The organism is Aminipila butyrica (genome assembly GCF_010669305.1).
GTDB classification, from domain to species: domain Bacteria; phylum Bacillota; class Clostridia; order Peptostreptococcales; family Anaerovoracaceae; genus Aminipila; species Aminipila butyrica.
Genome location: NZ_CP048649.1, coordinates 1,359,349 through 1,379,767, shown reverse-complemented (window position 1 = coordinate 1,379,767; position 20,419 = coordinate 1,359,349). Strand labels below are relative to the sequence as shown.

The window sequence follows — 20,419 nt, the reverse complement described above, 5'->3', positions numbered from 1 at the left end:
CGCTTATCTGCGTAACTCATTCTTTTGTATTTTTCTCATCAGACTTATAGTCCTGCTTTGGATTTTTTAAAATTTCATCGTAGATCTCCACCGTAGAAACCTCCTTGCCTTCTTTGTCGTAGAAATTGGACACGGAGACCAGAGAATAATCGCCATCGCTGGTGATAATATTCACCGGTTTAAAGATGAAATCGCCATTCTTTGATTTTATGTAAACGCCTATAACACCTTTTTCTGTAGTGATGCTGGAATTTCGTACTGTAATTCCAGAATAATCTTGAGTGATGATTGTAGCCTTTGTGCTCCGCAGCTTGTCAAAATCTTCATAAAAGACCGTGGTCTTCATAATAACCAGCCACTTTTCACCTTGATCCACAATCTGTTCCACGGTAGCCTTCACCTGCCCCATAGGCAAATCTGCCTTAACGCTTCGCCCTACCTCATACTTGGCAATGTTACCGGGTTCTACCCAAGCAATCATATACCAGTAATTGTTTTCGCAAATTTTAAAGAGAGGCTCTCCGGCCAAAGTCGTCTTTCGGGTCAAATTAACTGGCTTAAACTCCACATCTTTCACATTTTCATACTTGATGCGTTCCATCTTTTCCGGCGTAAAGTAGCCCTCGTAGCCGTCTACATAATAGCTGACGACCCCAGTCTTGGCACTGCTCATCTGAGTCAGCGTTACGTCGCTGCTGCCCAGCCGAGTAATCATATCCCCATACTTGGTTTCCGCATCAGCGCTGGCCGCGTGAGGGGTAATATCTAAAATCTTAGTGTTCTTTCGCACCTTGATACCGTTTTCAATGTAATAGTTAATAGTCCCTGCGGTCTGAGCCAGATGCACCGTTTCATTTCTGACAAAATAGCAGGTTACATCATCGGTAATCTGCATGTTTTCATATTGAAGAATCTCCGTCTTCGTCAAAGCCCCGGTTACTTGGGGCACCAGCTGCGTAACCACACCCAATATGATGACTACAATCAAGTATAGCAGCAGGCCTCGCTTTTTTCCCTTTGTCAAAATATTCACCCCTACTATTTTACACCCTTTTCACTGCACTTTCAACTTCCTTTAATATTTTCAGTTCCGCTTTCGTTAAGTCCCCATGACTGGACAAATACTTCTGAAACAGGTCGGGACGCCGGTCCCTGGTTAATTCCAGCGACTTCTGATACTTCCAGAGCGCGATAAGTCTATGATTGCCGTTAAAAAGTACTTCCGGCACCATCAAATCTCGATACTCCCGGGGCTTGGTATATTGAGGGTATTCCAAAAGACCGGAATAAATGGACTCTTCTTGGGCAGATGCTTCTCCCGCCAAAACCTCCGGTATCAGCCGGGCTACCGAATCAATCAACACCATAGCAGGCAGTTCTCCTCCGGTCAGCACATAATCTCCTATGGAGACCTCTTCCATATTCCAGTAATCCAATACCCGCTGATCCACCCCTTCATAATGACCGCACAGGATGACGATTTCTTCCTCCTGTGAGATTTGGCAGATGGTTTCGTGGTCCAGAACTTTTCCGCGAGGAGACATGTAAAAAGCCCGCTTTCCCTGAGCCCCTGCCGCCTCCATGGCTCGAAAGATCGGATCGGCCAGCATGACCATGCCAACTCCGCCGCCAAAAGGATAGTCGTCAGCCTTCTTGTGCTTGTCCTGGCTAAAGTCCCGGATGTTCAGCAGGTTTACTTCCAATATTCCTTTTTTCTTGGCTCTTCCCAAAATGCTGCCGCCGATGATCGGCTCAAACATCTCTGGGAAGAGAGTCAGTATATTTATCTTCATGTGTCTTCCCTTATAGGTCTAAAAGGCCTTCAATCAGCCTAACTTTGATATATTTTTGCTCCATATTTATGTCTAAAAGAAACTCTGCTACTGCTGGTATCAAAGCTACCTTTCCGTTTTCCAATTCAATTTCGTACAAGTCCTGAGCCCTGTTTTGAATCACATTCTTCAATCGTCCGAGATGGGCTTCCTCCTGGTCCCGGACTTCTAAGCCAATCAGGTCCCGAATGTAATACGTTCCCTCTGGCAGCTGCCGAAGCTGTCCCTCATCGATATACACGTCCCGACCCTTCAACGCCTCAGCGCCATCGCGGTCGTCTACGCCTTCCAATTTGAGGATCGCTAAATCCTTCATGTAACGCACTTGCTGAATCGTTGTTTTCTTTTCTTCTATATAAATATATGTCAAGTCCTCAAACCGCTCTTTGCTGTCGGAATAGTGATAAACCTTCACCTCTCCTTTTAAGGCAACGGCATTGACAATCTGACCTATTTTAATTTTTTCCATCTCTGTCATCCTTTTTTCACGCTTTCATAAATTCAAATAAGAGGGAATTTCAACCTCTGAAATACCCTCTTATCGCATTGACTGGGGACCCCTACTGGATGATCTCCACGACAACCTTTTTATTTGCTTTTGTTGCGGCGGCCTTGACAACCGTGCGAAGGGCCTTTGCGATTCGTCCCTGCTTGCCAATCACCTTCCCCATATCGTTGGGTGCAACTCTAAGTTCGATCACGATAGTCTGCTTGTTTTCTACCTCTTTCACTTCAACTGCGCTCGGGTCATCTACAAGGGACTTAGCAATTACTTCCACGAGTTTTACCATTACAGTTCACCGCTTTCTTATTTAATGATTCCTGATTTCTTTAAAAGTGCTCTTACTGTCTCAGTCGGCTGTGCGCCGTTACCCAACCACTTTGTTACCTGTTCTTCGTTGATGATGACAGTAGCCGGATCGGTCAGTGGATTGTACGTACCAACTTCTTCGATGAACTTGCCGTCTCTAGGTGCTCTGGAATCTGCTACCACTATTCTGTAAAAAGGCTTCTTGTTTGCTCCCATTCTTTTCAATCTGATCTTTACCATTTTTTATTCCTCCTAAATATGCTTTAAAAATATATATCTAAACCCAGTCCGAATTGCTGAATTTAAAAACCTCTGAACATGCGCTTGCGCTTGCCTCCCGATATGTTGGTAAACTGCTTCATCATCTTTCTGGCCTCATCGTATCGTTTAATCAACGTATTGATCTTACTCACGGGTTGACCAGAACCTGCCGCAATTCGTTTGCGCCGGCTGGCGTTTAAAAGAGACGGATCCTTTCTCTCAGCCTTCGTCATCGAAAGGATGATAGCCTCCATCTGGGCAAATTCTTTCTGGCTATCTTCCAGATCCACGTTTTTCATGGCCTTCGTATTGGCTCCCGGTATCATGTCCAGCAGCTTACCAATGCCGCCCATCTTTTTGATTTGGCCCATCTGCTCTAAAAAGTCATCCAGCGTAAACTGGTTTTTCTTAATCTTTTGCTCCAGCTCGTCAGCTTTGGATTCGTCAAAATTCTCCTGAGCCTTTTCAATTAGGCTGAGCATGTCTCCCATACCCAAGATTCGACTGGCCATCCGTTCTGGATGGAATGGCTCCAAAGCGTCAAACTTTTCTCCCATACCGATAAACTTAATCGGCTTTCCAGTGACTTGCTTGACCGACAGGGCTGCACCACCTCGGGCATCGCCGTCCATCTTGGTCATAATCACGCCGTCTATGCCTAGGGTTTCATCGAAGCCAGTCGCCGCATTGACCGCATCCTGACCCGTCATGGCATCCACCACCAACAGGATTTCATGAGGCTTAATCGCCTTCTTTACCCGTACCAGCTCGTCCATAAGCGCTTCGTCAATTTGCAGCCGACCCGCCGTATCCACAATCAGTACGTCGTAACCCCGCAGCTCTGCCTCTTTAAGGGCATGTTGAGCGATGACCTCCGGCTCTCTGCATTCCCGCATGGTGAACACCGGCACATCTACGTTCTTGCCCACTACCTCCAGCTGGTCGATAGCCGCCGGCCGATATATGTCACAGGCACAAAGCATCGGCTTCTTACCGTTCTTCTTCAAATAATTGGCCAATTTGCCGCAGGTAGTCGTCTTACCTGTACCCTGCAACCCCACCATCAGCAAGACCGTAAATCCTCTCGGGGAATAAGTCAGCTTGCTGTTAGCTCCCCCCATGAGGGAAACGAGCTCGTCGTTGACAATTTTAATAACCTGCTGTCCCGGAGTCAGGCTTTCGAGAACATCACTTCCCAAAGATTTCTCCTTGACGGCGGCCACAAAGTCCTTGACCACCTTGAAGTTCACGTCTGCTTCCAGAAGCGCCAGCTTGACTTCCCGCATGGCGTCATTGATATCCGCTTCGGTCAGGACCCCTTTTCCTTTTAATTTTTTAAATACGCCTTGCAGCTTATCCGATAAACTTTCAAATGCCATCTGGACCTCCGATTCTCATCATTCATCGAGCTTGTCGATGATGCCTTTGATGTCCGCTAATTGACCGATCAGCTTCTGATGGTCGCTGTTTTCTTCTATAATCTGGTCCAGCCTGCTGTCAATCTGCTCCACTGCTTGGCGGGTCTTGGCAAACTTGCTGACCAGTCCCAGTTTTTGTTCGTATTCATACAGGGCCTTTTCCGCATTTTTCAAGGCATCGTGTACGCCTTGCCTGCTGATAGAAAACTCCTGTGCAATCTCTGAAAGGGACAAGTTCTCCTCATGATAAAGCTGCATGGCATCTCGCTGCCTGTTCGTAAGCAGCTCTCCATAAAAATCATATAACAAGCTGACTTCTGCAATTTTATCAAACATGATGAGTGTCCTTTCTCCTCTTGCTGCCAAGCTTGTGAACTTGACACCTTTAAAAATTTACCACAAATAAAAACCGGTGTCAAGGTTTTTTTCTTGACACCGATGAAATGTTGTTCTATTTATTTTTTTAATACATTGCACATATAGCTGATTGGAAATTCATTGCCCTCGTTCATGAGCTCCACGATGGATGCCACATCACCTTTAGCACCTATGGCAGGCAACTCCACGTTGCCAAAGAGGGAACTTAACAAAGAAACTTCCTCATCATCTAACTCCACTACATCACAATCTCTCAGATCGTAGGTATCCTGCATGTCTGCTACGGCTTCATCATAGGTACCGATTGCATCAATCAGTCCTAGAGACAATGCCTGCTTAGCCGTATAAATACGTCCGTCGGCCAGCGCCCGAACTTTTTGCTCATCCATCTGGCGGCCTTCGGCCACCAGTCCAACGAACTGGTCATACGCATCGTCCACCAGGGACTGGAGGATCTGCCTCTGCTCATCCGTCATCGGATCTACCGGGCTACCCATCGCCTTATTGGCTCCGGAGGTGATGGTATTGGTCTTCACGCCATATCGCTCCAACAGACCAGAAAAGTCATACATCGTACCTAAGGTCACACCGATGGAGCCGGTCCAGCAGTTTCGGTTGGCGATAATCTTATCACAAGGAGCGGAAATGTAGTAACCACCAGAGGCTGCCATCGTGCCCATAGCGGAATACACCGGTCTGCCCGTATGCTCCTGATATTCTCGAATTTTGAAATATAGTTCATCGCTTTCGTATACACCACCGCCGGGGCTGTTCACAAAGAGAACCAAGCCTTTGTTGTTTTCATCGTCCATCAACTCGTCGATGGTATCTAAGGTCCATTGATGCTGATAACCTACCGGGCTGCCAAAGTAATCGGTGCCGCCAGAGGAAGCGATGGTTCCTTCTATATTCAACCGGGCAATATAAGAATCCGTTGGATACACGTTGCCGCTGCTGCTAGAAACATCTGAACTGAACCAGTTGATAATAAAAGCCAGCACCAGAATAACAGCCACGATGATGCCAAATATAATCAGGCCTTTTTTCATATGTCCTTTCTTCTGCTGATTCCGCTCTCCATCCATGGAGTAAAACCGCACCCCAGCCAAATCCGGCTGACTGAATACCTTGCTTCTCTGCTCTTCTTCGGCAGGCTCTGAGTCTGAAGCCCCGATTCCTGCATTTAGCGGGCTTTCTGAAGGTTCTTTAGCGATATTATTATCCATATCTATCAGCCCATTGTGGACGGACCCTTCTGATCCCTTTTTCTCTTCATCCATTTTTTCTTTATCCCCTTTCAAGATTCTATTTCTTGCGGTACATCTGGTCCCCAGAGCCTAAAGCTACTGCCCCGCTCCGTTTTCCAAACCCGCTGTTTTCGCCGTGACAATCATTTTATCACATTTTTCGACGGTTCTCAACTATAGGAGACCAATCCCGCCATTTTTTTGGCAGGCTCAAAGGAAAAGCACCCATGCCGATGATAGCTCTTACCGACTAAAAAGCTGTGAATCCAAGTGCTATACCAGCCTCAAACTCACAGCTTTCTATCCTCTTATGTCCACCGATTATGGAGACTATAACAGGAAAATATTGTTTTCTTCACATTCCTGGACCATATCTTCAGGCCAGATAGAAACCTGTACCTCGCCAATATGCGCTTTTCGCAAGAAGAACATGCACAACCGACTCTGTCCGATACCACCGCCGATGGAATATGGAATTTCCTTGTTCAAAATGCCTTTGTGGAAAGTCAATTCCTTTCGATCCTCCGCATTAGCCAGTTTCAACTGTTTTGCCATGGCTTCTTCGTCTACCCGGATGCCCATAGAAGAGATCTCAAAGGCCATGTTCAGCACCTCATTCCAGAGAATGATGTCACCATTCAAATCCCAGTCATCGTAATCCGGAGCTCTGCCATCATGCTTCTCGCCGGATTTCAGCTTGCCACCAATCTTTTTGATGAAAACTGCCCGCTTTTCTTCAGCAATAAGGTTTTCCCGCTCCTTTGGTGTCTTGTCTGGCCAACGGTCCTCCAATTCCTGAGTCGTTACAAAAGTAATTTCATTTGGCAACTCTGTTTGCAGTCCACGATAAAGTCGGTTTACATAATCCCCTAAGTTCTTCAGGGCATTATAAATGATAACTACCGTTTCCTCCAGATACTCCTCGGTTCGCTGTTCCTTGTTGATGGTCTTTTCCCAGTCCCATTGATCCACATAAATGGAGTGAATGTTATCCAACTCTTCATCTCGCCGAATGGCGTTCATGTCTGTGTAAATACCATGCCCAGCTGGAATATTATACTTACCCAAGGCCATGCGCTTCCATTTAGCCAGAGACTGCACCACTTGGACCTCCGCTTCCTCCATATCCAGCAGAGTGAAGCTTACGATTCGTTCTACCCCGTTCAGGTTGTCATTTAAACCACTTTCCGGCGTAACAAAAAGTGGGGCCGATACTCGGCGCAGACTTAGGCCATAGGCTAGTTCCTGCTGAAAGAAATCCTTAATTTTTTTAATGGCTCTTTGACTCTCCATGTAATCAATAACCGGCGTGTACCCCTCAGGGATTATCAACTTTGACATAATCTTCAACTCCTTTTCTCTTGCTATTAGCTTTAAACGAAAAAAGGGGACACATTAACAAATGCACCCCTTTGTACGATCTTTAATACGCTGCCTTTTTCCTGGCCAGGCTTCGATTCTTCGATCTTCTGTCCCATAAACCGCGGATTATTTTTTCTTCTGCGATTCTTATCTAAGCATCTATACGTTAGTATACACAAAAAATCTCAGCTTATCAATACCTTTTTTGTATAAAATCTCAAAATTTTTAGATTTTTTTGATGTTGACCACATGAATTTCTGGATTACTGCCGTCATATTGCACCTGATATCCCAGCTTTTCAAACTCCCGAACCTTTACGTAAACCGTATCCGCATCCAGTACTCCGTTCAGGTCGATCCGCTTTCCAGCTTGGACTCCGTAAGCAGTCTGACTGCCATTGTCCCAGCCAATCTCCTGACCCAGGGCTTCCCCGATGGCCCGCAACGGCACGTATAGCTCCTTGTTGATATTTTTATATTCTAGCCAGTCGTATTCCTCCTCCGAAGAAAGCGGTGAACGAAGAGCTCTGGTGTAATAGATATCACAATAGTTATAATCATCCCAGTATTCGTCGTAATCATCTCCGTATTCCGCAGCGGATCCACGGCTCTTTACCCAGGAAATTTTGGCTGCTACCACTGGATTGTAAGATGCTTCTAACTGATCCAGCCGCTGACTAATTTCCACTACCGGTGTCCCCACGGCTGGTATAGAAATGTTCACATCTTTCTTCATTAAAGAACCCTGACTCTTTATATAAAATAAGCTCTTTCCCTGGTAGGTCATGGAAAGGTTCTTCTCCGTCGTATAGGTATTTCCTGACTTTTTCACGGTCTCGGTCAGTTTTAACGGTTTTATCAGATCCAGCTGGCCGCTCTTGTACAGATAGTCTAGCTGTCCTTTCGTTGCAGACAGCTGACTGGCCAGCTCCGTTCGCTCTTCCTTACTCATCGGCTGCTTCCACGTCTCTGATTCCTCGCCTGACCATTTCTCCACATCCATCATCAGCTTATAAAATCCATCGACAACCGAATCCAAGTTGCTGCTTATATAGTCCAAACAACTAGAGGTCATCGGAATTAACTGTTCTCCGGACAGAGAAAGGCTGTAGCCTCCCTGAACGCTAGACACAGCTCCTGATGTATACCCCTTAAAAATATTCTCAAGACTATTAAATACCATGTTCAGCAATTCTTCTGAGGCATAGACCGAATCCCCATAAATACCTCCTGTGAGATATCCCATGGTTCCCTCCGCATTAACAACCTCCACATACTCGGACGTGCCCAACGCATTTCTCAAGTCCTTCTCATAAGCTGCACTGTAAAAATAAGAGTCCTTGTATTCCGGCAGCAATTCCTTGGACATCAAGTACAGCTTGATGAGCATATCCCGCTCTACATAAATGCCTTTGGTCGAATCCATATATAACCGTCCCAGGTCCCATTCCCGGCCATCCAGCTTTGCCTTGAGGTTTATTTCATACCGCAGGTCTTTTTCCAGCAGCTGCTGTCTGCCCTCAAAATTTACCTGAATGGTCTTCTGGCCTGTAAACTTATCCAATTCCTCTTGCGCATCGGTGAGAAATGCCTCACTTCCCTCCACTTGGGTTAAAAACCCTTTGATGGCATCTGCGTCATAATAAATCTCTGTCGCCCCAGAAAATTCACAGGAGGCCAGGGTGCTGATTTCCTTGTTCATACTCAAATAGCCGATTTCGGCAGCAGAACAACCAAAAAAGGTCGTAGCCCCCAAGACCATACATAAAATTACTGCTATCTTTTTTCTCATAAAAAGCTCCTCCTGCTCTTTCTTCACACACTGCAATAGCTCAAAATTTCTTTACATTTTCAAGAATTCATTTCATTTTACCATTTCTGTCCAAAAATACCAATCCTTTTTTCCCAGGTCCGTTCTTTTACCCCATGTTTACGAAACGGCCTCCGGCTGCTCTAATCCCCTTTACGGACGAAGCACCTGCTCCAGCATAAAGTCGACCAACTTAGGAATGTTCTCAAAAAGGTCTTTCTTATAGACCCGTTCTGTAGACTTGTGCAAATCCTTGCCCCAAGGTCCCAGATTCAGCACCGGCATGGACTGCTCCTTCATGATATCCAAAGGAATATGATACAAGTCCCCCCAGAACATCATATTCTCTTGAATATAACGGATGTTTTCCTCATCGGCGGTAAACATGGCATAGCTCAAATCGGAAATGCCGGTAAAATAGTTTTGCACATAAATGCCGCAACCAGTCTCGTCCAGCCCATAGGCCGCCAGCTTTTCCAGCAGTCGATCTATATCTCCAGCCTGTTCCAGCATCGCATTGTTGGTGCTGGGATAATACGGCGGAGCCAAGGCGATGACCACCAGCGGGGACGAATCCCGGTCGTAGGTGAGAGCATTCTCCATAAGCCGGTAGGCTCCCTCAATCCGGTCCAGCGACCCGGCTTGAATCTGCTCCTCCAGTTGTTGTTGGAACGCCGTCATCTCTTCTTGAAAGACCTCTCCCCGTTCCTCGGCCAACTGCCGATACAACTCCCCGTAATATTTCACTTCTGGTTTCCAGTCCAAATGTTCCAAGTCCCGGCCTGTCAAATTCCGATAGACTTCATAGCTCTTTTTCATGCCAGCCAGAACTTCTTCAAAGGCTTCCAAGCTGAGCATTTTCAATTGCTCAAAAATCTCCTTCGGGGATTTCTCCAGAGATAGTACCGACAGATAGCCCCCTGCCATCAGTGGCAGAGACACATCATAAGTCTCCTTCCGATCCTTAAAATACAGCCAGGCCGGAGGTGGTGTCACCGTGTTGCCGGACTTTTCAATGAAATCCGGATTCAGCTCTGTCTTGCGTACAATAGCCGACAACAAATTTACCGGATTCAGACCCTTGTAAATCTGTCCCACATGAGCTAACTTACCCCGGACCAAAAATACTGGCATCATTTTCCCGACGGAACCATCGTATACGGTAATGTTTCGCTCCTCCAGCCGGTCATGGGGTTCCACATTAAGCAACAGCTTATACGACAGCTGATGCTGCTCCCTTAACTCTTTCAGCAGATACACGGCTGAACGCATACCCGCCGACAGATTTTCTTCGTCAGGTACACCGATCAGCAGGATGTTGCCGACAAAGTCCTCCTGCTGGCAATATTCCTCAAAAAGAGACAGGTGAATGCAGCCGCCCCCTTTCATATCCGATGCCCCTCGGCCAAAGAGCCATTGTCCCGATTCCAAGTCGGCTCTGGCCTCTGGACTCAGTTCTACCGCTCCCTCAGAAAAAAGCTTTTCCACTTCTAGCGGCTGGTAAGCCAAATCACCATACTTGCCAAAGTCCTCTACATCTACCGTATCTGTATGGTGAAGCAGAATCACCGTCTGGCTGCCCTGGCCCTTCAATAAGGCCCACGGAATATGCCGATTCAACCGATCTTTTGCTAGAGGGTAAAACCCGCAAAGCTCCGGATGCTCCCGTAAATAAGGCAGGGAATCAAACCATTCCCGGAAGAAGGCTTCGCTGTTACGCTCCAGTGCCGTACCAGTATGAGTGATAGCCTTTAAATATTTATATAAATTTTCTTCAATTCTGCCCGCTATTGTCATGGGCTCCTCCTTTCAACTTCCGCTTCGCCTTCTGAGCCTCTTCCTTGCCCAAAGGCGTGGCACCCACCTGAAACAACATATTTTTATAGCTGCCGCAAGCCTTAATCAACCCAGTGTACAGCTCTTCTGGCACTTCCTCCCGTATTGGCGGCCGCCCCAACTCCTGAACCAACTCCCGCAGACTCTCAATCTGGGCCCGCTCCTTTTGACTGAGGCTGAGCACCTTGTACGTACCGTTACTCAACACTTCCCGGTGACGTCGATCTTTGTTTTTCCGTTCGTCCAGATAAGTCTCCGTGAAAGATTTTGGCTTTTCCACCGGTCTCATGCCAATCTGATAAAGGATGTTCCGCCACGTCTTGCACTTTTCTTTCAGCACAGCCTTCACGTCTTCTTCTATTTCTTTCCGCAGGGGCGGTCGGCCTAACTGGCCAGCCCTCTCGCGAATTTTTTCCAACATAGCCAGTTCTTCCTCCGTCAGGTCTGGCACCCGGAATACCATATGCTGGTTTTTCCAAGCCTGATCGATGCCTGCTGCCTCCAACACCTGACTCCAGGTATCAAATTTATATTTCAGTCCATCAATAGACTCTCGCATCTCTGTCAAGTGAGGCGGACGATGGAGCTGATCAGCCTTAATCCGGATCTCCTCTAAGATTTCCTGACAACGCTTTTCCCGCTGGGCTACCACGTCGTAGCGGTCCCCGCCGCTTCCTGCCTTCGTAGACATGACCGCCTGTTTCAGCGCCTTCGGCCAGTTGCCGAAGCGGTGCTTAATGTACATATGATAAATCCAGTAAACCTCTTTCTGGGTTGGCACATGATCCAACTCTCTGGCCCGATTGCGGATATATTCACAGAGATCGTCGTCAGAAAAGCTCTCATAAACAGCTCTCCCCGAAACAGATTTAATTTTGTACATCTCCATCCATTTGCGATGCTCTGGAGATTGCAGCTGGTACTCCAGCTGCCCGTCGGCTTCCGCCTTCTCTGCCAGTTTATCTAAAGTATGTCGGTATTCTTTTAATTTGTTTTCCTCTATAGCCATAAGTTATCCTCTACTTTTTCACTTCATGTTGGGGTACGCTAGGAGCTTCTAGTCGTATGCAATGGTGACTCCTGCGTTCAGCAGGTACAGATAAGCCTCCTGAACCGGCACACCCTTTACCGCCTCAAGCGCCTCCCGATACAGGTCAATCTGCTCCCGATACGTTTCTTTCAGATAGGCCAGTTCATCCGCATCTCCCGGACGGCGCAGCTGATTGGTCTTATAATCCACCAAAATGTAACGGCCCTTCTCTTTGAAATAGCAGTCAATGATACCCTGGATGATAATGTCTTCTCCCTTGATCTGTTTCATCAGGTTGAACGGAACCTCCTTGTGGATTTCCTCGGCCTCTGCCAGCCGCTTTCCTGCCGGGGAGCATTGAAAGTGCACAATCATTTTAGCGTGCTTTCTGGCTTCCTGCGCTTCTTCTTCCGTCAGCATTTGCCGCTGCTCCATGGTGGTTATAAACTCTCGCACATAAGCCAGCGCCTCGGACTCTTCCTGGGAGCACACTTCATAGCCTGTTTTGAAATCCCAGTGCTCCAAAACGCTGTGCAGGATGGTCCCCCGCTCGGCTGCCGTAAATCCCAGTTTGACATCCTGTGCAAACTGAGGAACAGCCAAATCAGTCTCATAGGATTCTTCGTAATAAAGCCGCTGATACTCTTCTGCCGCCAGGCCCTCCCGGGCCAGCATTTCACTGATTCGGTTCAGTCCGCTGACAGAAAATTTGGATTTCAGCAGCCGGCCATATTCGTAGCCATACCGAAAGGATAACTGACGGTCAATCTGGGCATATAAGTCGGCATAAACAGAGGGAGAAGCCCCATGACCTTCCATCAACCCTGGGGATGGAATCCCCTGTATCAGCTGCCTTAGCTGATCTTTACGGGTCTGATCTTCTGTATTGCTGAAAGAGATTTCCTGCGCGTCGTGCTGGTATATCTGAATCTGGCTCTTACCCATCAACGGCATAAGCATATCCAGATAGCAACTGGCGCGGAGCACGTCTGCTTCCGGGAGAATCTCTTTTGTCTCTCGAAATTTTTGCAAGTCCTTTACACTGCCCAAAAGAATCAGCTTGTCTTGCGCCCTGGTCAGGGCCACATAGAGAATCCGCACTTCCTCTTCCATGTCCTCTTGCTTCTGCTGATGCTGAATCGCCGTCTGAATCATCGTCTTTTTATAAAAATGCTGCTCCCGCTCTACATAGCGAATGCCTAAGCCCATATTCTTATGAATGTCAATTGGTTTTCTTGCGTTGGCATTATTAAACCGCCGCCCCAAACCGGCCACAATCACCACGGGAAATTCCAGTCCCTTGCTCTTGTGAATGGTCATAATCCGCACCACGTCATCATTTTCACCCACCAAGGTCACTTGCCCCATAGGCACCTTTCGGTCCTTGACCGCATCCACATAGGTGATAAAGCCATATAAGCCCTTCATCTGGGCAGACTGGAACTGAACCGCCTTGTCCACCAGCGCCCGCAGATTAGCCTGCCGCTGAGTACCGCCCGGCAGCGCTCCAGCGAAGGTATAGTATCCGGTATCCCATAGCAGCTTCCAAATCAACTCATCCAGTGACATAAACTCGGAGAGCTGTTTCCATTCCGCCAGTTGAGACAGAACAGCGGCGCATTTGGTCCCCAGAGGATCCTTTTCAATAGCAGAATGCCGGGATCCGTCTTCCGCATCTGGTTCTCCGTCAGCTTCCGCTCCTTGTCCGCAACGGCAAAAGGCCTCAAAATAAGATCCTTCCTTCCAGCGGCTGCGAATCTGAGCCAAATCCTCTACCGTAAAGGCAAAAATGCTGGAATGAAGCACACTGATCAGGGGAATATCCTGCCGGCGATTGTCGATTACCCGCAGCAGATTCAAGAATATTTGAATCTCCAAGGTGTCAAAATAGCCATCACTGTCATTGATATGAGACGGTATGTCCATCTCTAGCAACACTTGCTGAAATTTATCCGCATAATTTTTCTGCCCTCGCATGAGGATAACGATATCCCGCTTGCTGATTGGCCGTTCTTTATTCAGCTTAATATCAAAAATAGGCTTTCCCAAGGTTTCTCGAATGGCTTTGCCTGCTATAAAGGCCTCCATTTCTGCTGCTTTCAGCTCCCGAATCTCGGGGTCTACCTCCATGTCCTCGGTGATTTTCTGGTCCAGCAGATGCAGCTCTACAGGGTAATCCAGTTCACCCTCATAGGCAACCCCCTTGTAGAGAGCCGCATCCGCATCATAGCCCGCCATCAAGCCAGAAAATAAGTCATTTACTGCCTGAATGACACACCCCTTACTTCTAAAGTTAAAATTCAGGTCCAGTTTGGCATCTTGCTGGGTTTCAGTGCTTTTAAAGCGCTCGTATTTCTCCAAAAACAGCTCTGGTTCTGCCAGCCGGAATTTATAGATGCTTTGCTTCACGTCGCCCACCATGAATAAATTATCTTCCCGTTTGATGGCCGCAATCAGCGTATCTTGTATCAAATTGCTATCCTGATATTCATCAATAAAAATGTATTTGAACTTATCTCGGTATTCTGCGGCAGCCTGGTCATTCTTTAAGATTTCCAGGGCGTAATGCTCGATGTCACTAAAGTCGATAAGCTTTTTCTCTTCTTTTTCCTGCCGGTAATACTCCCCAAAGGTGCGAACCAGCAAGGCCAGGGTTTTGGCATAAGGATAGACTTGATTCATATCCGCCACCTGCTCCCCTAGAGGCCTGGAGAAATAATCGGCCTTTAGTCCTTTCAGTGCCTCCTTGCAGCGTTCCCGATATAAGGAAGCCAATTCCTTCACTTCGTCAAAGGCTTCTTTTTCATCCTTGGTTGTCACCATTCTCGCATAAGAGATGCCTTCGATTGCCTGACCAAGCCCATTCCAGTCTCCTCTTTTAAAGGCCTCTACGGCTACCTCTATGGCTGCCACATCCCCCTGGCACTTGCCGGCAAACTTTACCGCACCAACCTCTTCAAAGAGTGCTACCGACTGCATATAACTGGCTTTTGCGTAAAAAAGCTCTCTTTCGATATGCTGCCAAATCTGCGAAAAAATCTCCGACTGCGTAAAAGCGTCTTCCTCCAAAGCCAACGCGCCTACACTGCTATCTAGCCATTCCCAAGGCTCCGGCACGCTCTGGATGGTCTCATAGACCTCCCGAATCATCTCTTTAACTGCATTCTCATTCTTGCTGGCGGCGTAATGATTGAGAAAGTCCGTAAATTCTAGGTTTCCACTCTCAAACATCTCTTCAAAAAGGCTGTCCATGGCACTGCCTTTAAGAATAATCTGCTGGGCCTCGTCGCAGATTTTGAAATTGGGGTCCATTTCAATCACGTGAAAAAAACGCCGGATTACTTCCAGCGCAAAGGCATGAAAGGTGCTGATATTAGCCTTGTACATGGTATTCAACTGACGGCGCAGAAAAGTCGTGTCTCCATGGTGCTGCTCAATTTCTGCCGTCACCGCCTTAACAATCTTTTCCCGCATTTCTGCCGCTGCTGCGTTAGTAAAAGTCACCACCAGCAGTTCATTGACGGAAACCCCTTCCTGCAAAATCAGCTGCTTGATTCGCTCTACTAAAACAGCGGTTTTGCCTGAACCCGCCGCCGCCGCTACCAACATATTCTTCTTTCTCAGGCTGATTGCTTCCGCCTGTTTTTCCGTCCATTTCATTCGTATAACCTAATTCCTATATGTATTTTCTTCACATCCGAAATTTTTTTTCCGTTAAATGCTTTCTCCATATTATAAAGCACTACGCAGCGTTTATCATCTGGTTTCGTGTGTTTATAATATCATATTTTTTCTCTTCCTACTACCGCCTGGTTTAATTATCTTCGGAACCTTGCCCCTTTTCGTTGTTCCTAAGGAGAAACTTGAAAGCCGCCCAGTACCATGGTAAACTTATTGTATAGAACTACCAAATAAAATACCTTTAATCTGGTAGTCGTAAACCCTTAGACTCTAGAAGTAAATTTATATAACAGAAAGGTGCTATAAATGGATTATCAAGAATATTTTTTACAGGTTAAAGACAAATTTATCAATACAACACGGACAAATATTGGTGGGTTCGATGCCCTTGTCATATATGATGAAGTGTTTAAATGGAGATGGCTTGCTACAAAGTTAAAAATATTTTCATTTGTAACCTATGCCGATAAGATTGACGAGCACTTAATAAAAAGCTACACGCAAAACTGTTTACACTATGCTTGTAAACATAAAAAAGGTCTTCCTAGAGGTCTTCAAAATGGAGTGGTTAGTTATAGTATCTTAGTTTCGGACAACATAGATTCATCTGCCATATCTTTTGTATCCCAGAGGCCAACCAAGCATTGGTCCGCGTTTGAAATGCCAATCCTTGTTGATTTATCTAAAAAAGAACTGTATTATTACAAAGAAAATATGATATGGGGCGCACTTTATGATTCGTTTTTGAATGAATACATTCTGCGCAATTTTAAATTTTAGCCTTTTTTTTCCTTCCTTTGTCCTTGTGGTCAAGTAGGCCACCAGGAATTTAAGGATATTCGTCACCGATTGTCCACACGTCCGCCATACATCCTAAAAAGGATGGCTTCTAAACACCATCCTTTTCCATAATTACTGCCACTTTTGCTGAATTTCCTGATTCAGCTTTCTAAAACATCATGCCGTTTATCACCTGTTCACTTAAAAGCAATGCCCCCGAAATACCTACGTGAGTCTTAGGAATGACGTCTATATATCCCATGGACGGCAGCGAGATTTCTATACCGCTGAAAATCAGTCCCCGAAGTTTCAGCTTGGCGATGGTATTGGCATTGGCAAGCACCAGCTCACTGCTGGTTTCTAAAATATTTCTTTCCAGTGCTTCCTCCATCTGATGGAGCCTTAAGAAATCCCGTAGTTTCTCCTCCATGTGCCCAGAATCCCAGGAAGCATTCAATACGGATATGCTTTCTGCTGCCATGCCGAAATATTCTACTAAAAAAGTAACATAACTATAACATTCTGACCAGGTCCCCTCTATCGCAAACCTCACGCCTTTTGGCAGTCCGGTTAAGGAATTTAATCTGGATAAATAGACGTACGCCCGAGCCCTTGCTCGCTCGCTTTCTTCTACCACGCTGCTCATGTTCCTTTCATCGGCACCAAGAGCCTTGACAATGCCCCGGAGGAAGTCTTCCGTGGCCTTGAAGCCCACCGGCATACCCTGGCACAGATAATAGAAGGTGCCAAAAGCCTCTTTCAGATACTCTGCCGTCCTTAGTCCATATTCTGCATGAATGACAATGTTTAAATCCGCTTCACCTACACGTTCTAATTGCTTCATGGTCAGATTGCAGGCTAAAACTGCATTGACCTGAATCCCGCATAGATTTAACAAACGGGTCAGTTCTTTCACATCGCCTTCCACATATTTATGAAGAATAGACAAACCAATCAAATTGACCGTTTTTTGAGATGAGCGATTCCTTTCTTTTTCATTTTTAAGGTCTTTTTTCAGCCAGCCCTGTTCTAAAAATTGAGAAAACAGCTGTATCATAGCAGCTTCAAAGCCTTCACACACGGTCTTGGAATAACCTGGCGTCTGTATAAGCACGCAAGGCAGATTTTCACAAAGACCTTCCGTAATGCCCTTTAAATCGTCCCCGATTAGGGATGCTCCCGGCGAATTAACAATACAAAGCATATCAAAATTAATATTTTCCTTAAAAAAGTTTAAAGCTTCTATAATTTTATCTTTGCTGCCATACACATAATCGCGCTTATCCAAATAAGTACACGGAACTCGAGGCTGGCCAAAATACCATTGCTCGGGGTAGTTTAACGAGTCGAATTGCAGCTGTTTGATACTTTGATTATCGGAGGTTGCCGCGTGATAGAATTTACAGCCAGTAGGCCCATTTATTAAAACAATGGTGTTGGAAAGTCCCTCCAACCCGAAGACAATGCCAGAAAAGCTATCCGGTGTAATATTTTGCAAATAATCGTTCATCTTGCTTCCATTCTCCCTGTAAATTTGATTTGATTAAGGATGCCCATCTTTCTACCATATTACAGCCCGAGAAAAATCCTACGTCTGGGCACATAGGAATGGTATCCGTCATGGTATGCTTATAGGCCCTGCCGGATTCATAATTGGACAACAGGATATCCGGTTGGTATTTTTCAATATCCTTTTCCCGTTCTTCTTTATCATAATTCTCTTCAATCGGACAATCCAAATGGAGCTGTGTTCTAAAGCCTTCATCCTGTGAAAAGTTTAATATGCCAATTTTCACAACTTCCAATCCGGCATCAAGGGCTGCGGTCAATATCCAGTCTAGATTGTGATTGTAGGTAATAATCAGGAGCCTCTTACCTTTCAAGGTCTCTTTTATTTGTCCAATTTTCTTTTCATAGATCTGTTTATTGTCCATCACAATTTTTTCTGCTGTCTCCCGTTCCCCCATAGCGGCACTTATTTCTAAAAGCCACTGTTCTGTCTCGGCAAAGCCAACCGGAAATTGCTGTGTAAAAAACTTACATTGATAGGTTTCTGTAAAAAATTTCTCTAATATCATCCCGGTATAATCTCTATAAGCCAGCAGGTTCAGCTCTGCTTTACAGAAATTTTTCAGGCTGTCAAAAGAGGTGTTGCATAAGAAGCGGCAATTGACAGAGATATTCAGTTGATCCAAATACGCTTTGATGATTTGAAAATTACTTTCCGTATTCTTTGCCACCACTTTTTCAAAAACAATGTTGACCACTTTCTTCTCTGCTCTGACACTTTTATCAATTACCTGGGCCGCCAGCTCGGTATAGCATAAAAGCATGCCCTGCAAGTAATCTCCAGATAAATTTCCATCGGTCTTTATGGTGACAATCGGCAGGTCTGGTTCCGCCAACCCTTTGACTCGTTCAATATCATCTCCGATGATACCAGCAGGACAGGAACTAATGACGATAATTGCCTTTGGCTTTTGCCTCTTCACCGCCTCTACTGTCTCCATCAGCTTTTGGGTTCCGCCGAAAATCATATCTGTTTCGTTCATATCCGTACATTGAAAATTAGGAGAGATCGCCACCGGCATCAGAGAGCCCCGCTCAAAAAGTCTTCGCCTGCCCGCGGAGCTTATGGTCTGATAGGACAGATACGCACAGCTTTTAGGCCCGTGCGCCAATACAACCGCATCTGTAAGATGTACGCTCATGGTTACCGCTCCATTAAAAGCACAGCCGTGAAGGGGCTCATTGCGAATGACGTTTTTTGATAAGTAGGGGTGAGTGTCCGTGTTTTTAGCTGCGGTCAGCTCATTTCCCTTTCCTTCCCTCGTACCACCTGATTCTTCCTTTAGAATCGCCTCCTCTTTCAAATCATTGTTGAACGCGCACCGACTTTTCTCCTCACTTGCACCAGCAGCGGTCCTTACCGTATTGTAAATGACTGCTTCCAGCTCATCATCTGTCAACGGTTTAGCCTCATACAGCGGTATGCCCTCGATGATGGTTTGGCTTAAAGAACGAAAAAGCTCCTTTATTTTTTGTTCTTCTTCTTGAAGGTCTTTCACGTCCTCTTCAGCCCCTTTATGAGAAAGTAGTTCCACAACCGTTTTATTTTCCCGTTCTGCTTGGGCAAATACATCACTTCTGGGAATCTTGGCACAAATGGGCAAGCCCACCGCCGCTGCAAAGGCCGCCACTTTTCGATCTTCGTCTTCCACATTGCGGGAGTTGTATAACAGCCCCGCGACTCTGCACTTGCCCGTATCATAATTCTTTATTCCTCGGAGGATATTGTTGGCGGCATACATGGCCATATATTCCCCCGAAGTCACCAGAAAGATGGTATCTGCGTATTCTCTGCGAATGGGTACGGCAAATCCTCCGCATACCACATCCCCCAACACGTCATAAAGGATGATGTCATAAGCCGCTTTTATTTTAAACTGCTCCAACAGCTCAAAAGCGGTGATAATCCCTCTGCCAGCACAGCCCACACCCGGCTCCGGCCCGCCAGCCTCCACACAGCCGATATCCTGATAGCCCTGAAATAAAATATCCTCTTTTTTATAATCCAGTGCTCCTGTCATCTTGATATAATCCAAAATGGTAGTTATTTTTCTTCCGTTTAAAAGTAATCGGGTAGAATCGTGTTTGGGGTCACAGCCGATTTGTAATACGCTTTTTCCCCAATCCGCCAATGCCGCCGATAGATTGGCACTGAGGGTCGATTTACCGATACCGCCTTTTCCGTAAATGGCTATTTCCTGTTTCATACTTTCCTTATGTGGCATAGTTTGTAATGCACTCATATGTCCCTTTCCTCTTCTATCAAGCATTTTACTTCAACATTGAAGCTAGATACTATCTTTTGATTTCTATGTAAATTCGGATTCTTTCAAAATGCCTGCCGCTCAAATGGAGAACTTTGCATTTTAGCTATTGCATCAAGAGGCGTGGGTATTGCAGTTTT

The 20,419-nt window shown here is 46.1% G+C and carries 16 protein-coding genes; 1 reads left to right on the top strand and 15 read right to left on the bottom strand.

Going from position 1 to position 20,419, the window contains the following annotated elements; translation table 11 throughout:
• Positions 1-16: 16 nt before the first annotated feature.
• The 13 genes from Ami103574_RS06580 to addA all read right to left on the bottom strand — a co-directional run bounded on the left by Ami103574_RS06580 (position 17) and on the right by addA (position 15,645).
• Positions 17-1,024: an HlyD family efflux transporter periplasmic adaptor subunit gene (locus tag Ami103574_RS06580; RefSeq protein WP_163065892.1), complete on the bottom strand. Its 1,008-nt coding sequence runs from the start codon at positions 1,022-1,024 to the stop codon at positions 17-19.
• A 19-nt stretch (positions 1,025-1,043) separates the two neighbouring features.
• Positions 1,044-1,793 carry a tRNA (guanosine(37)-N1)-methyltransferase TrmD gene (gene trmD, locus Ami103574_RS06575; RefSeq protein ID WP_163065890.1) on the bottom strand — a complete coding sequence of 250 codons (750 nt, stop codon included), beginning with the start codon at positions 1,791-1,793 and terminating at the stop codon, positions 1,044-1,046.
• Between the two features lie 10 nt (positions 1,794-1,803).
• Positions 1,804-2,301, bottom strand: a complete 498-nt coding sequence (rimM, locus tag Ami103574_RS06570) for a ribosome maturation factor RimM (protein ID WP_163065888.1) — start codon at positions 2,299-2,301, stop codon at positions 1,804-1,806.
• A 91-nt stretch (positions 2,302-2,392) separates the two neighbouring features.
• Complete coding sequence (locus tag Ami103574_RS06565; RefSeq protein ID WP_163065886.1) at positions 2,393-2,623, bottom strand: KH domain-containing protein; 231 nt, start codon at positions 2,621-2,623, stop codon at positions 2,393-2,395.
• Positions 2,624-2,640: 17 nt separating this feature from the next.
• The gene (gene rpsP, locus Ami103574_RS06560; RefSeq protein WP_163065885.1) at positions 2,641-2,883 is read right to left on the bottom strand and encodes a 30S ribosomal protein S16; all 243 of its coding nucleotides are present in this window, start codon (positions 2,881-2,883) and stop codon (positions 2,641-2,643) included.
• 62 nt (positions 2,884-2,945) lie between these two features.
• Positions 2,946-4,283: a signal recognition particle protein gene (gene ffh / locus Ami103574_RS06555; protein WP_163065883.1), complete on the bottom strand. Its 1,338-nt coding sequence runs from the start codon at positions 4,281-4,283 to the stop codon at positions 2,946-2,948.
• A gap of 18 nt (positions 4,284-4,301) precedes the next feature.
• Entirely contained in the window at positions 4,302-4,658 is a 357-nt protein-coding gene (ylxM, locus tag Ami103574_RS06550; RefSeq protein ID WP_163065881.1) for a YlxM family DNA-binding protein, read from the bottom strand.
• A gap of 119 nt (positions 4,659-4,777) precedes the next feature.
• Positions 4,778-5,980, bottom strand: coding sequence for a signal peptide peptidase SppA (sppA, locus tag Ami103574_RS06545; RefSeq protein WP_163065880.1), 1,203 nt, complete (start codon positions 5,978-5,980; stop codon positions 4,778-4,780).
• Positions 5,981-6,277: 297 nt separating this feature from the next.
• The gene (gene asnA / locus Ami103574_RS06540) at positions 6,278-7,288 is read right to left on the bottom strand and encodes an aspartate--ammonia ligase (protein ID WP_163065878.1); all 1,011 of its coding nucleotides are present in this window, start codon (positions 7,286-7,288) and stop codon (positions 6,278-6,280) included.
• Between the two features lie 247 nt (positions 7,289-7,535).
• The gene (locus Ami103574_RS06535) at positions 7,536-9,101 is read right to left on the bottom strand and encodes a copper amine oxidase N-terminal domain-containing protein (RefSeq protein ID WP_163065876.1); all 1,566 of its coding nucleotides are present in this window, start codon (positions 9,099-9,101) and stop codon (positions 7,536-7,538) included.
• A gap of 171 nt (positions 9,102-9,272) precedes the next feature.
• The gene (locus tag Ami103574_RS06530; RefSeq protein WP_163065874.1) at positions 9,273-10,916 is read right to left on the bottom strand and encodes a M20/M25/M40 family metallo-hydrolase; all 1,644 of its coding nucleotides are present in this window, start codon (positions 10,914-10,916) and stop codon (positions 9,273-9,275) included.
• On the bottom strand, positions 10,894-11,964 hold the full coding sequence (locus tag Ami103574_RS06525) for a homing endonuclease associated repeat-containing protein (RefSeq protein ID WP_163065872.1): 1,071 nt from the start codon (positions 11,962-11,964) through the stop codon (positions 10,894-10,896). The genes Ami103574_RS06530 and Ami103574_RS06525 overlap by 23 nt, the downstream gene beginning before the upstream one ends.
• A 48-nt stretch (positions 11,965-12,012) precedes the next feature.
• Positions 12,013-15,645 carry a helicase-exonuclease AddAB subunit AddA gene (addA, locus tag Ami103574_RS06520; RefSeq protein ID WP_163065871.1) on the bottom strand — a complete coding sequence of 1,211 codons (3,633 nt, stop codon included), beginning with the start codon at positions 15,643-15,645 and terminating at the stop codon, positions 12,013-12,015.
• 327 nt (positions 15,646-15,972) lie between these two features.
• On the opposite strand from addA, the gene Ami103574_RS06515 reads away from it, so the two are divergent.
• Complete coding sequence (locus Ami103574_RS06515; protein ID WP_163065869.1) at positions 15,973-16,446, top strand: hypothetical protein; 474 nt, start codon at positions 15,973-15,975, stop codon at positions 16,444-16,446.
• A 169-nt stretch (positions 16,447-16,615) separates the two neighbouring features.
• On the opposite strand, the gene Ami103574_RS06510 is transcribed toward Ami103574_RS06515, so the two are convergent.
• Together Ami103574_RS06510 and Ami103574_RS06505 are read right to left on the bottom strand one after the other, a co-directional pair.
• On the bottom strand, positions 16,616-17,956 hold the full coding sequence (locus tag Ami103574_RS06510; RefSeq protein WP_163065868.1) for a nitrogenase component 1: 1,341 nt from the start codon (positions 17,954-17,956) through the stop codon (positions 16,616-16,618).
• Entirely contained in the window at positions 17,922-20,258 is a 2,337-nt protein-coding gene (locus tag Ami103574_RS06505) for a nitrogenase component 1 (RefSeq protein ID WP_246213211.1), read from the bottom strand. The genes Ami103574_RS06510 and Ami103574_RS06505 overlap by 35 nt, the downstream gene beginning before the upstream one ends.
• Between the last annotated feature and the right edge of the window lie 161 nt (positions 20,259-20,419).